Raw genomic sequence first — 13,114 nt, 5'->3', positions numbered from 1 at the left:
GAGGAAAAGGCAGAAATGATTGGCAAGGTGTCCTCCATTCTCGTGCCGGGAATGGGCGTGACGAAGGCTGGCAAAGCGGCGAAGGTGCCGGAAGCGTTAAGCAGCATGACCCAAGCGGTAAAGACAAGCAAGGTCATGAATGTGTTGGCCAATCCCATAAAGAGGTTCAAAGAGATCGATTGGAAATCATACACGATTCGATTCCAGGATTGGGTTCAAAGCCTGAAGTCAGGCCGTTTTGCCGTGACACCAGATGGGATGCTCGTCAGAATACCGGATGAAACCTCTTCTGTGGTCAGGCGAATCGATGCTGGGGATGGTAAGAAGATTGAAGGGATGGGTAATCTCAGCTATGCTCAAAAAGTAGAAATGTTCCATGAAAGGACACAGGCTATCCGTGATTCGTTACCGAACAAGTATAAGAATTATGGTAATGTTGCAGTGGCAGATGTGAATATTCCCGGACTTAAAACAGAGTTCAAAGCCCATAGTAGGATTCATAAGGAAAATGCTGACGGATTTTCTTCAGTAACAGGCGAAGGACAATTTCCTGCAAAATCAGTGAACCAGAAAGGAGAAGTTGACGGTGAGGGGGCTTTTCCTAGGGATAATGACACAGAGCGAAAAATCTTAGAGGATATAGCCAATCAACTAGGGAATAACAAGCAAACTAGAGGCAAAATTGATTTATTTACGGAATTACCTGCTTGCAGAAGTTGTTCTGATATTATAATGAAATTCAGACAAGAATACCCCAATATCAAATTAAATGTCTACTCTGGTGAATTTAAAAATTAGAGAGGTGAATGATACTAATGTTAAGCAGCTATAAGGAACTTGAGCAATATATTGTTGAAGATTTTGAAGAGTTTTTAGACGAGGGGTTAACATTATCACAAGTAACGGAAAAATTGCTTGTGGAATATCATCGTGGTATTACCAACAGTAACGTAGAAAAATTAGTTGTTTATCTAACAATTGCTCTTCTTTGTCTGGATAAAAGCTATCTTAGAGAAGATGTGAAGAATGGATTGAATAATATGATTAGTGATATTTCTTCAATACCATTGAAGGAAGAATTAGAAGCTGAGGATATTAAGAAAATCTTGCAAGATATTGAACAATATAAAGGACATTTTGGGCATATTTTGTAATAGGTACTACCTCGTACCGAATGAACACATCATTCAATTACTAACACAGATAGCCCACGTAATACCCGTGTAGAGATTTTGACATTATGTTTGTACGCATATCAATGCTTTATTTTTAAAAACTAAAGAGAGCAATTGCGTTACGTTAAGTAGGTCGATTATGGACAGATTCCACCATGATTGACCTGCTTTTTGTTATCTTTGTTCTCTCGCAGTTATATGAAATCAATCGCAACTGTAAAATACTCCACATCATTTCTGCATCTAGATCATTTTCAGCATGGTGAATTGGGAAAATACGTTCTCTATGTTATATTGAAAGGTAGTCAATTAGGAAACGGAGAGAACGAAATTATGGCACAGCAAGAGCAGCGACCGAAGCAGCGGACAACGAGCGCAACTGGGGACAGCAAGCATAAAGGAGAACGCAGAACAGCAAGTGCACAGCCTGCCAAGAAGCATTCGGCTTCTTCATTTGAGCGTAAGGATAAGCGAAGCAGCCATCCGAATGCAAGCGTGACAAAGACTAGTCCATCAGGCAAGCCTTCTTATAAGTCTAGAGGCGATAAACCAAGAGGGTCTGCTGAGGAAGTGAGTGTGGGCAATCGCATCATCGTCACGATTAAACGTATTGGGATCAATGGTGAAGGCGTAGGCTATTACAAGCGCAAAGCGGTGTTCATTCAAGGGGCGCTTAAGGATGAGGTCGTGAAGGCGAAGGTGACCAAGGTGGAGCCAACGTATCTTCACGCTGAGTTAACGGAGGTTGAGAAGCGTTCGCCTGATCGCGTGGTACCGCCTTGTCCGATCTATGAAGCATGCGGAGGCTGCCAGCTTCAGCATATGACCTATGAGGCGCAGCTGCGGGCAAAGGAAGAGATCGTAAAGGAGTCCTTTCAGCGTTATGCAGGGATTGAGAATTTGCCCATCCGTCCTATTATTGGCATGGATGATCCTTGGCATTACCGCAATAAAGCACAGCTTCAAACAGGCATGGAAGGCTCGCAGATCATTGCGGGGCTGTATGCTGCAGGCTCGCACCGCTTGATTGATATCAGTGGGTGTACGGTTCAGGATCCCGTTGTGAACCAAGTGATGGAACAAGTGAAGCAGATCCTGACAGAGCTTCGTATTCCGATCTATGATGAGCGAAGCAGAGACGGCGTAATCAGAACGATTGTAGCCCGAATTGGACGTGCATCTGGTCAGGTGCAGCTGACCCTCATTACGGCAACAGATCGAATCCCAGATGTGAAACGCTTAGTGGAACGTATCCGAGCGAAGCTGCCGCGAGTAAGCACGATTGCACAAAATATCCATAAAGAGAAGTCTTCTCTCATTTTTGGTGATAAAACGGTCATTCTGTGGGGGGAGGAGCGCTTAGAGGAGGAGTTAGGCGAGCTTAAGTTTGCACTGTCCCCAAGGGCCTTCTTCCAGCTCAATCCTGAGCAGACGGTGAAGCTGTATGACAAAGTGCGTGAAGCGGCTTCCCTCACTGGCAACGAATTGGTTGTCGATGCCTACTGCGGTACGGGGACAATAGGCTTATGGCTTGCTCCGCTGGCGAGAGAGGTGCGAGGCATTGAACTGATCAAGGAAGCGGTTCTTGATGCGAGAGACAACGCGCGTGCGAGCGGAGTAGAGAATGCCCGCTTCTACGAGGGGTATGCCGAGAAGCTCCTGCCGGAGTGGGTGAAGCAGGGGCTTGAGCCAGACGTTGTTGTTGTCGATCCACCGCGCACCGGCTGTGAGCGCTCACTGCTGCAGGCTATCGTAAAGGCGCGCCCAAAGCGGCTTGTCTACGTATCCTGCAATCCGTCCACATTGGCCAAGGATTGCCAGGTTCTGCTTGACCAGGGCTTCATATTGGAGTGGGTCCAGCCAGTGGATATGTTCCCGCAGACATCACATGTGGAGTGCTGCGTATCACTAGTTAGAAAATAGCAAAGGGGTTATGATCATGACGAAGAAAAATGAAAATAGCAGCATGGTGCTGTCGCCAGAACAACGTGAAGGGCTTCTTAACACATTGAAGGCTCGTTTTGAGAAAAACATGAATCGCCATGAGGGTTTTGAATGGGCTAATGTACATGCCAAGCTTGAGGCTAACCCAGAAAAGCTGTGGTCGCTTCACGAAATGGAAAGAACGGAAGGCGAGCCGGATGTGATAGGCCATGACACGAAGACAGGCGAGTATATTTTTTATGATTGTTCTGCGGAAAGCCCTAAAGGTCGCAGAAGCGTTTGTTATGATCGTGAAGCTCTGGATTCGAGGAAGAATCATAAACCAGACAATAATGCTCTAGAAATGGCAGCGGACATGGGCATTGAGCTGCTTACGGAAGAACAATACCGTGAAATGCAGAAGCTTGGCGAGTTTGACCGGAAAACATCGAGCTGGGTGGTGACACCTGCCCATATTCGCAAGCTCGGCGGGGCTCTTTTTTGTGATCGCCGCTACGATACAGTCTTTGTGTACCACAATGGTGCAGAATCCTACTATGCTGCAAGAGGCTTCCGCGGCTCGCTAAGGGTCTAGCCTTATTTATAGGTGATGTGGTCGGGGTGTATCATGACTTCTATTTAGACAAGATAAATTGCGCGCTTTAAAGATAGCAATTGAAGGCTTTGATTTTGATCATTGTGTTGTGGACATGTAGAACCCGTTAGCAGACAGAAGATTATTCAGGTCATGCAGTCACTAATGGAGCGTTAAATAAACAGTCACAAAGGTAATAAAGCGTAATCTTGATGGCTTGCAAAAGAAAAGAGGGGCGCCGCCCCTCTTTTGTTATTTATCTTTCAGCCGCTTCCATCTCTCGAATCGTTTCGGCAACCTTCGCCATCATGGAGCACTCCACGCGCTTGCGGAATACATCACAGCTGAACTCATAGATGCCGTTGATCGAGCCAGTGGCATGCAGCGCATTGGCAGGGCAGCCGCCGCTGCAGTAAAGCTTGGCCCAGCATTCCTTGCATTCAGACTTCGAGTAACAGCTGTTCTCTCTGAATTGGCACTGCAAATCTGGTCGTGTGATACCCTCCCAGATATTCCCCATGCTGTAGGCTTCATCTCCTACGAACTGATGGCACGGGAACAGTTCTCCCCATGGGGTGACGGCAAGATACTCAGTACCCGATCCGCAGCCCGTGATTCGCTTCTGGATGCAAGGTCCATCTGACAGATCAAGCATGTAATGATAGAAGGTAAATCCTGTGCCTTGTTCATTGCGCTTAATCATTTCGTTGGCGAGAATCTCGTACTGATGGTAGATCTCGGGAAGATCCTTCTCGGTAAGCGCATAGGGCTCCTTGGGATCACAGATGACCGGCTCCATCGAGAGCTTGTCAAAGCCAAGGTCCGCAATATGGAAAATGTCATTGGTAAAATCGACATTGTTGCCTGTGAAGGTTCCCCGCACGTAATATTCTTTGTCGCCGCGCTGTTGAACAAATCTCTGGAACTTTGGCACGATATGGTCATAGCTGCCCTTTCCGGTGACGGTCGTGCGAAGCTTATCATGAACATCTTTTCTTCCGTCGAGACTTAACACGACATTATACATTTCCTGATTCAAAAATTCGGTGACCTCATCATCAAGCAGCATACCGTTTGTGGTAAAGGTAAAGCGGAAGTTTTTCTTGTACTCCTGTTCCTTGCTTCTCGCATACGCAACGATCTGCTTCACTACTTTCCAAGCCATAAGCGGTTCTCCGCCGAAAAAGTCAATGTCCAGATTCCGATGATGACCGGAATGCTCCAGCAGGAAATCGATCGCTCGTTGGCCAACCTCAACGCTCATGATTGCTCGGTCCCCATTGTACTTCCCTTGGCTGGCAAAGCAATACTCACAAGATAGATTACAAGTATGCGCAACATTGAGGCAGAGCGCTTTAACATAGGTTGTTCGGCTTTTTAGCTGATCAGCCAACTTCTCATACGGATCTTGTGTAAAGAGCTGCCCATGCGTTATAAGCTCCTCAATCGCTGAGAGGGTCTCGCGAATGCTCTCCTCAGCAACATGCTTTTCTTTCATGAGTCTTACGATCTCTTCACGAGAGGTATGCTCATAAAGCGCAATGATCTCATACGCGAGGTCGTCTACGACATGTACGGAGCCACTGTAAGTGTCCATTACGATGTTGTATCCGTTAAGTTGATATTGATGAATCATACTGCGAATCAAGCTCCTTTTTTACCTGAAGAATGGCTTACGCTGTCCGGATAAACAACGGCGCCGCCCTTATTCAAGGACGGCTCAGTGTTAGCAGGACCTATATGTACAGTTTCGTTCTAAGAACGTATACCTGTTTGGACAATCTCCCATGAACAGCTTCATGGGATGAAGGGTCAAGACTATCGGTTCAATGCATTTTCACAACGCTGGTTCGCAACGCCGCAGGAAGTCTTGCAAGCAGATTGGCAAGATGTCTGGCATGCGCCGCAGCCGCCGTGTTTTGCCGTATCCATCAATTTGCGTGTGCTCAGTGTTACGATTCTTTTCATCTTATATTTCTCCTCTTCCAATTTCATTCATTAGCCATGATTAACGCGACATGACTACGCTGGACTATCGTAGCAGCAATACAAGCCATGCAACAACCAAAAAGGTCACACTGATCAGGAGAAAATAAAGTGCTAGACTCAGATGGGGAAAATATTATTCAACCCTAAAACTAAAGAGAGGGGATAACCCCTCTCATGTGACGTGCTTTAACCTCATAATACTAATTGATAAGACGAGCATTTACCCAATCGGCATGGTCGCTATTTATACCATCTCCACCATCTGTTACAATAAGTTTTAGTTCGTTCTTCCCAGAAAGATTAACATTTACCTCTTTTGGCTCTACATCATTATGCATGACACCACTTGAGAATAGAACTTGATTGTCTACAACAACCTGGAACTCCACAGAACCTACAGTACCGACCTCATTATCTACCCCAACTAGCGCGGCAAAGGATGTGTACTGTCCATCCAGTTTGTAGACAATCTCACTGTGAGCATGTGTGCCCAAGCCTTTTGCATAGGTCTTGTTGTTTAACTTGAGTGTATTTCCATCAACACTACGATCTTTTTGGATGGTCCCCCAACCGATTGTGGCAGAAAACCAATCCATATCGCTGAGATACGTCGTAACAGGATCAGTTTCAAAGATTTTAATCTCACTTGCAGATGCATAACCATTTGCTCCACCACCTTGAGGCACTTCTAGTCGAACATATTTAGCAAGAGTAGGTGTGAACGTTGCTGTTTTTTCTGTGTTGTCCTTTGCCCAAGTGCCTGTTGCAATCTCATTGAATGTTACCCCATCAAGACTGGTTAGAATTTTATAATTTGTAATAATACCATTTTCTTGGCTTTGACGTGGTAAATATGTCAGCTTGTTGATGGTTAGTGGATTTGCGTACTTTGCTGTAATATGGAAAGGGAATTGATTTTGTTTATTCCATTCACTGTGCCAGATGCTATTTGTATCTCCATCAAATGCATTTACTGCGGCATTATAAGCGTTTGAAGTCTCTTGGCTATTGGTTGTTACCCCAATAATAACTTTTACTTTATCCATTCCATCCGTCGGTTTAATGATGTTATACTCTGACCCAAACCAGATTGGCGCAGTTAGAAGAGGTAAATTCAATGCATGAATCTTGTTTTTTGTTTCATTTGTTGCAGGTAAACCCCATTTATCAAAGAAAGGCGTCAAGTCATATTGAGCGACTTTTGAAGTGTTTAAAATAAATGCTTGTTTTTTCTGATCATCTGTAGTCGGCAGATCATTATTTGCCATCTCACGATATAAGCGGTGTAAGGCTGGGTAGAAGTTATCCCCAAAAGCAAGATTAAGCTGCCACAACATTTCTAATTTTGAATTAGAGTCTGAAAAATTTTTGGTTGGCTGATCTACAAACGTGAAAGCAGCTAAGTACTCGCCTTGTGACCTTGCAGGCTCAGTAGGTTTAAGAGCCTTCTTGGCAGCTAGAGAATATATATTTACTGTCACCTCAGTCATCTCACCCCAAGTCCAAGGGGCTTGTTGTCTCAAATGGCCTGCCTCGTGATACTGCCCCCAACCCATTCTTGTAAGGTCTAAAGCATCCGCATTAGCTCCAGTGCTTGTAGGCATAATTGCCCCATCCCAACTCGCATATGCATATGCCCCACCTGTGTAGTTTGGCTGTTCAATAACGCCAATCAGATGCTTATCTAACCGATGTCGAGAATCAGGATCAGAATTTGATTGTCCAGAAATGTTATCCTGTGCTCCAATAAACGTATCATAAGTCTGTAAAACAGGAACGGGGTCTTGATTCAAAATATGGTTTTGAGCAGAAGCATATGTGAAGACTAAGAGGGCTCTTTCTGATTGGAGAACAACAGAAGGTGCATGAGGATAAGCACTCATCATGGCCTGCCAATCCGCTTTTGTATGCTTGCCTAATACAAAGAATGGAACAGGACTGCCCCCACTTACTACATTTACATGAATGCTACCCTCATTGTTGCTGTTGTCAAAAGACAACAGACCGCCATTGGGCGAGGAAATGGTGTTTGTACCGGGTTGTAATGGATAACTAATCGCCCACTCGTTATCATGACGATGTGTCCCAATAACCGCTGTAATTGGTTTGTTACCTGAGACTTCAATCTCAAGTTGTTCATTGGGTTGTGCATATAAACCTGTTGGCTGAAATATTTTTCGAGCATTTATCAATCTACGCTCTCGTTCGCCTTCCGCCCATATGTCTCCAAGGGCTGTTACTTCAAAGCTTCGCTGAACAACAAGATTGCTTTGCTGTGTAATGGCTGCTTCTGAAGTTTGGACGAGTGTCCCAGATGGCGAGACAGTTACCACAACTGCTGTTACTGCCATTAGAGATAAAACCTGAAGGAATCTCTTCATTGTTCTCATTACATCCTCCTACGATAAATGAATTTGAAAATAACACCGTTTATCTCTATTGCTTCATTAGCATCTTTATTCTTCCATAAATAATATAAATTTACTGTTAAACTGTAGTTGTCTATACATATGTTGGAGTCTGTATATTGCCTTTCTGTTCGTTACTACTAAAATAGTAATTTACTTTTTCTTAAAAATAATGATAGAATACATTTAATTGGGAAAAGAATACATAAATACTCTTATATCCCAATTATTTAATGATATTAAAGAAGGGAGGGAGCAATGAGGAGAAAACAATGGAAAGAAGGTGGTGTGGTAAATCTACTTTTCTCGAATGCGCTTTCACACTTGGTGTGACGTTCATCATGAAGTAAACATGAAACCAACACAATCGGCACCTATTTTTCCATGAAAGAGGGTTTGATTATGAAGAAGTTTACAAGCTCTATGTTGGTCGTCATTCTTTTCATCGCAACATTGTTTACAGGAGTATCGTTTGCCAACCCTGACCAGAGTAATTCGTCAGATTACATCGAAGGTCAGCTCGTTGTATCGATCGAAGAATCACCCAGCTTGAAGTCGATTCAAAGCACGGATGATGCTTTGATGAAGTCGGTCTCGCTCTCGAAGAATGGTTTTGTAGTTGCTGACTCCTTGTTTGGTCAGGAGGTAGGCACTTTCTCTGCACAGCCGCTAGACAGCAATGTAAGGGCTACGGCGGTAGAAAAAATGGGACTGGTATATCTGATTGAGTACGCTGTAGAGGACTATGAATCAATCGATGCCGCCAAAAAAGCATTGAAAAGTACATTAGACCGTCTCGGACTCAACGTACGATATATCTCCGAAAATCGCAAAATGTATGCGCTTGAAACAGCAACCGTACAAGACCCTTCTGCCCAAGCCATTCACAACAATCAACGTTGGCATTATGACATGATTAAAGTTTCGCAAGCTTGGGGAGTGACGACGGGGACAAGCTCCGTGAGGATTGGAGTGCTTGATACTGGAATTGACAGCAATCATCCTAGCTTAAGCAATCTGGTGAACACGAGCTTAGGTCGCAGTTTTGCAGGTGGCACCACAATGGACGGGCATGGCCATGGTACACATGTCGCAGGTACGATTGCCAGTTATGGATCCGTATCAGGTGTTATGCAGAACGCAACCTTAATTCCTGTTAAAGTGCTTAACAATAACGGTACTGGAACGATGTATGGCATACAGCAAGGCATTCTTCACGCTGCTAATGTAAGTGCTGACGTTATCAACATGTCGCTTGGTGGCGGTGGTTATGATCGTGGGATCGAAGAGGCGATTCAAACAGCAGTAAGCTTAGGGACAATCGTGGTAGCGGCAACTGGAAATGACGGACTTTCAAGCATCTCATATCCAGCGGCTTACAGCAGTTCCATCGCAGTTGGTTCTGTTACGTCAAGCCGAACACGTTCAAGCTTCTCCAATTATGGATCAGGCCTTGAACTGATGGCTCCTGGATCGAACATTTATAGTACGTACCCGAATGGTCAATATGTAACCATGTCAGGAACTTCGATGGCAACTCCTCATGTAGCTGGCGTACTAGGTCTAATGAGATCCGTTAATCCAAATCTAACGCCCTCTGAGGCCAGAAATATTCTAAGAAATACAGCGCAGCCTGCTGGCAATATGAATCAATATGGGTATGGCATTGTTGATGCGTACGCCGCTGTAATAGCAGCAGGAGGCAATGTACCTCAGCCGATCAAAGAAACAAATACGACCCTGCAAACGGACAAGACCGTGTATCAACGTGGAGAAAATATTAACATCACCTCCAGCGTTACTGACACGCAGGGCAATGCGCTCCAAGGAGCCACGGTTAACTTCAAGCTGACCCGTCCCAACGGTACCACCCTTACCAACACGGCTACGACAAACAGCTTAGGTGTCGCTTCTTGGACGATAACCTCTAATGCACAAACTCCGCTTGGAACTTACCAAATACTTGCCGAAACGACCCTTTCAGGATATAGCCCTAGCTCAGCCCAAACCACGTTACAAATTAACGACAGCAGCGGTGGAGGAGATACACAAGCTCCAAGTGCGCCTAGCAATGTGATGTCCACGGCCAAAACGAGCACCAGTGTGACGCTCAGCTGGAATGCTTCTACTGATAATGTGGGTGTAACCGCTTATGAAGTCTATAATGGAAGCTCGTTAGCAGCCACAGTCACGAATACAACGGCTACGATTACAGGCTTGACCGCTAGTTCAACCTATACATTCACTGTTAAAGCGGTTGATGCAGCTGGTAATCGGTCTGCAGCAAGCAACGCTGTAACGGTAACGACGGATTCTTCACAGCCATCTCCTACTTCATGGGCACCAGGTGTATCCTATAAGATTGGGGATGAAGTAACTTACGGAGGAGCAACGTACAAATGTCTGCAAGCTCATACATCTATGGTGGGTTGGGAGCCCTCTATCGTGCCAGCCTTATGGCTGAAAAAGTAACCCTTTAATTGAACAAAGGTTAATTATAGAAGCGCCGTTACAGATTCGTCTGTTAATGGCGCTTTTATCTACTGCAACGTCATATAAATGGATTGCAGCAGAAGATAGTAGATTTCACCAATAAAGATCGATAAAATATCAAGTAATGGCTTAATGGAACCTCATTGGTCGCCGTTCGCAATCAGGGATTAATATTTCTTTGTTATACAAATATATTTTTTACTGTATGTAGGGTGGAGGATGCAGATATGAGCAGCATAGAGTTGATGGAACATTCGAAAAGAGAGACAGGGCACCCGCGTTTGGGCGTTGGGGCAGTTATTACAAATGATCATGATCAGATCCTATTAGTGCTTCGAAATAGAAATCCAGAAAAAGGGATGTGGAGCATTCCAGGCGGTAAGGTAGATCCATATGAGCAGCTTGAGCATTGTGTCATACGTGAGATCAAAGAAGAGGTGAATCTTGAGATTGCGGTGAAGGGGCTTTTGTGCACAGCAGAAACCATTCGTCCAGAGAATGAGGAGCACTGGGTATCTGTCATTTATGAGACAACGGTGGTTGGCGGAGAAGCAAAGAACATGGAGGAGGGTGGAGCAATCGGAGATCTAAAATGGTTCAGTCTTAATGAGCTTCCAAGCAATCTCGCTTGCTTTACACTTCCTGCGATTGAAAGTATTATCAGTCGCAAGCATTCAGCATCTTCATGATAAGAGAGCCGGTAAATTCGATGGATTTCGTGATTAACTTTTCGTCAAATCTTGAAAACGACATTATTGTCGTTTATAATGACAATAACTAAAACGACAATTGTGTCGTTATTGTTGAGGTGAGTAATGATTGCCCATCGTTAGTGAGGAATACAAAGAGAAGAAGAAGCGGGCTCTATTGCAAGCAGCAAGGAGAGTGTTCATTCGCAAAGGGTATTCGCTTGCCACCATGCAGGATATTATTGAGGAGGCAAAGGTCTCAAGGGGCGCATTATATGCCTACTTCACAAGCATTGAGCATGTGTACGTAGAGCTGTTAAGAGCAGAAGATCAGCAGGATCTGCAATTCTTTGAGCAAACGAAGACAAACTCCTCTTGGGAGCAGCTGCTGCAATGGATCGATGAGCAGCGCATGAAGCTGAGCAGCAGGGAGGGGACGCTCGTTCGTGCGAACTCCGAGTTTTTTCTCGCCGTCCAAGACACTGCAGGATCAGCAAGCAGCTCCTATATTTTGCAAAGATATGAGCGCATCATTGCGGTGCTGACGGCGTTTATCGAGGCAGGCAGGTCAACAGGCGAGTTCTATCCGATCCTGCCAACGGATACAATCGCGCACAGCTTCCTATCTTTCATGGATGGAATATTATTGAATTCATCGCAGCATGGCGCGAATACGATCAAAGCACAGGAACAGGTGGAAGCACTTATTGCGGCGATGAAAGCACTATTGTGTCCTGTGACTGCCTAAAATCAATTGGGGAGGTAAAGCATGTTGTTTGAGTCTTCTAGAATCTATCTTCGAAAAATGACGGAAGCAGACGTGGAGCTGTACCATCAGTGGCGAAATGACATGGTGGTCATGCAGACGACTAGCCCTCATCTGGAGCTTGTGTCTCTAGAGGATACGAGGCAGTTCGTCACTCAGGTTATACTAGGATCAAACACATCGAAAAATTATATGATCGTGGATAAGGAGAATCATGAAGCGATTGGAATAACGGCCATCGTTCATATGGATGATAAGAACCGCAACGGCGAATGCATTTTGGAGCTTGGAAACAAAGCATATTGGGGAAAAGGGTATGGTACAGAAGCGCTTCAGTTGCTGCTCCATTATGCCTTCTTAGAATGCAATCTGCATCGAATGGCTTTGCGTGTCTTTTCATTTAATGATAGAGCGATTCGCTTATACCTTAAGCTCGGGTTCAAGCAAGAGGGAATCTCACGTCAATCGATTTACAGAGAGGGGCAGTGGCATGATATTATTCATATGGGAATGCTGCAGGAAGAATATCGTGCAGCTATCGCATGATAAGTGATGAGAGGAGCAGATCCGTATGCAAATGAGAGTTCACACAGAAGAAGGTTATTCCATTGCGATCCTAGAAAGCGATGCGATCGTGATTCACCATGTACAGGATGCATTAGATGCCCTTGCAAATGCCAAATATCAAGGCTGTGACGCGCTTGTGTGGAAACAGGAGCATATTGTTCCTGATTTCTTTGAGCTTAGCACGAAGCTTGCAGGCGAGATCCTGCAAAAATATACAAATTATCAGATGAAGCTCGCCATTGTAGGCGATTACAGCCAGATAGAGAGCAAGAGCCTGCGGGACTTTATTTATGAATGCAATCAAGGCACTCAGTTTTTCTTTACTGCCACAGAGGAAGAAGCCATCGCTGCAATAAAACGAACATAGGTGAGCATAAGCGAACAATTGTGGTGATACGTTAGAATTACAATAAGATGGCATCTATGAATGCGAGAGGTTAGAAGCAAGTGCATGAATCAAGGCCTTCATACTGCATCAACCAGGGTGTTCAAGTCGCTGCAGGAGATGA

Annotated in this window: 12 protein-coding genes; 9 read left to right on the top strand and 3 right to left on the bottom strand. The window is 44.8% G+C overall.

The genetic code is table 11. The features are described 5' to 3' along the window. The 4 genes from B9Y93_RS24740 to B9Y93_RS08670 form a co-directional block, all read left to right on the top strand. A partial coding sequence (locus B9Y93_RS24740; protein ID WP_280522883.1) for a deaminase domain-containing protein occupies window positions 1–798 on the top strand: 798 nt, incomplete at its 5' end. Window positions 799–815: 17 nt separating this feature from the next. Next, the gene (locus B9Y93_RS08680; protein ID WP_085493881.1) at window positions 816–1,154 is read left to right on the top strand and encodes an Imm3 family immunity protein; all 339 of its coding nucleotides are present in this window, start codon (window positions 816–818) and stop codon (window positions 1,152–1,154) included. Window positions 1,155–1,508: 354 nt separating this feature from the next. Next, on the top strand, window positions 1,509–3,098 hold the full coding sequence (rlmD, locus tag B9Y93_RS08675) for a 23S rRNA (uracil(1939)-C(5))-methyltransferase RlmD (protein WP_085493880.1): 1,590 nt from the start codon (window positions 1,509–1,511) through the stop codon (window positions 3,096–3,098). Between the two features lie 16 nt (window positions 3,099–3,114). Beyond that, window positions 3,115–3,693: a DUF4256 domain-containing protein gene (locus tag B9Y93_RS08670; RefSeq protein WP_085493879.1), complete on the top strand. Its 579-nt coding sequence runs from the start codon at window positions 3,115–3,117 to the stop codon at window positions 3,691–3,693. A 256-nt stretch (window positions 3,694–3,949) separates the two neighbouring features. Here the strand turns inward: B9Y93_RS08670 and scfB are convergent, their stop codons facing one another. The 3 genes from scfB to B9Y93_RS08655 all read right to left on the bottom strand — a co-directional run bounded on the left by scfB (window position 3,950) and on the right by B9Y93_RS08655 (window position 8,072). Then, entirely contained in the window at window positions 3,950–5,329 is a 1,380-nt protein-coding gene (gene scfB / locus B9Y93_RS08665; RefSeq protein ID WP_085493878.1) for a thioether cross-link-forming SCIFF peptide maturase, read from the bottom strand. A gap of 182 nt (window positions 5,330–5,511) precedes the next feature. After that, window positions 5,512–5,661, bottom strand: coding sequence for a six-cysteine ranthipeptide SCIFF (gene scfA, locus B9Y93_RS08660; protein ID WP_085493877.1), 150 nt, complete (start codon window positions 5,659–5,661; stop codon window positions 5,512–5,514). A gap of 221 nt (window positions 5,662–5,882) precedes the next feature. Then, on the bottom strand, window positions 5,883–8,072 hold the full coding sequence (locus B9Y93_RS08655; protein WP_085493876.1) for an NPCBM/NEW2 domain-containing protein: 2,190 nt from the start codon (window positions 8,070–8,072) through the stop codon (window positions 5,883–5,885). Window positions 8,073–8,492: 420 nt separating this feature from the next. On the opposite strand from B9Y93_RS08655, the gene B9Y93_RS08650 reads away from it, so the two are divergent. The 5 genes from B9Y93_RS08650 to B9Y93_RS08630 all read left to right on the top strand — a co-directional run bounded on the left by B9Y93_RS08650 (window position 8,493) and on the right by B9Y93_RS08630 (window position 12,972). Further along, window positions 8,493–10,562, top strand: coding sequence for a S8 family serine peptidase (locus B9Y93_RS08650; RefSeq protein WP_085493875.1), 2,070 nt, complete (start codon window positions 8,493–8,495; stop codon window positions 10,560–10,562). A gap of 248 nt (window positions 10,563–10,810) precedes the next feature. Continuing rightward, window positions 10,811–11,272, top strand: coding sequence for an NUDIX domain-containing protein (locus B9Y93_RS08645; protein WP_244903320.1), 462 nt, complete (start codon window positions 10,811–10,813; stop codon window positions 11,270–11,272). Between the two features lie 130 nt (window positions 11,273–11,402). Beyond that, window positions 11,403–12,020, top strand: coding sequence for a TetR/AcrR family transcriptional regulator (locus B9Y93_RS08640; protein WP_085493874.1), 618 nt, complete (start codon window positions 11,403–11,405; stop codon window positions 12,018–12,020). Between the two features lie 21 nt (window positions 12,021–12,041). Continuing rightward, window positions 12,042–12,584, top strand: coding sequence for a GNAT family N-acetyltransferase (locus B9Y93_RS08635; protein ID WP_085493873.1), 543 nt, complete (start codon window positions 12,042–12,044; stop codon window positions 12,582–12,584). 25 nt (window positions 12,585–12,609) lie between these two features. Next, window positions 12,610–12,972: a DUF4180 domain-containing protein gene (locus tag B9Y93_RS08630; protein WP_085493872.1), complete on the top strand. Its 363-nt coding sequence runs from the start codon at window positions 12,610–12,612 to the stop codon at window positions 12,970–12,972. Window positions 12,973–13,114 lie beyond the last annotated feature (142 nt).

Origin of the sequence: Paenibacillus aquistagni, assembly GCF_900177815.1 — a bacterium.
Lineage (GTDB): Bacteria > Bacillota > Bacilli > Paenibacillales > Paenibacillaceae > Paenibacillus_B > Paenibacillus_B aquistagni.
This window is presented reverse-complemented; position numbering and strand designations above follow the sequence as displayed.

Excerpts from the sequence above, each read along its gene's own strand:
- B9Y93_RS08680 (WP_085493881.1), top strand. The coding sequence starts at position 816 with ATGTTAAGCAGCTATAAGGAACTTGAGCAATATATTGTTGAAGATTTT.
- rlmD (WP_085493880.1), top strand. The coding sequence starts at position 1,509 with ATGGCACAGCAAGAGCAGCGACCGAAGCAGCGGACAACGAGCGCAACT.
- B9Y93_RS08670 (WP_085493879.1), top strand. The coding sequence starts at position 3,115 with ATGACGAAGAAAAATGAAAATAGCAGCATGGTGCTGTCGCCAGAACAA.
- scfB (WP_085493878.1), bottom strand. The coding sequence starts at position 5,329 with ATGATTCATCAATATCAACTTAACGGATACAACATCGTAATGGACACT.
- scfA (WP_085493877.1), bottom strand. The coding sequence starts at position 5,661 with ATGAAAAGAATCGTAACACTGAGCACACGCAAATTGATGGATACGGCA.
- B9Y93_RS08655 (WP_085493876.1), bottom strand. The coding sequence starts at position 8,072 with ATGAGAACAATGAAGAGATTCCTTCAGGTTTTATCTCTAATGGCAGTA.
- B9Y93_RS08650 (WP_085493875.1), top strand. The coding sequence starts at position 8,493 with ATGAAGAAGTTTACAAGCTCTATGTTGGTCGTCATTCTTTTCATCGCA.
- B9Y93_RS08645 (WP_244903320.1), top strand. The coding sequence starts at position 10,811 with ATGAGCAGCATAGAGTTGATGGAACATTCGAAAAGAGAGACAGGGCAC.
- B9Y93_RS08635 (WP_085493873.1), top strand. The coding sequence starts at position 12,042 with ATGTTGTTTGAGTCTTCTAGAATCTATCTTCGAAAAATGACGGAAGCA.
- B9Y93_RS08630 (WP_085493872.1), top strand. The coding sequence starts at position 12,610 with ATGCAAATGAGAGTTCACACAGAAGAAGGTTATTCCATTGCGATCCTA.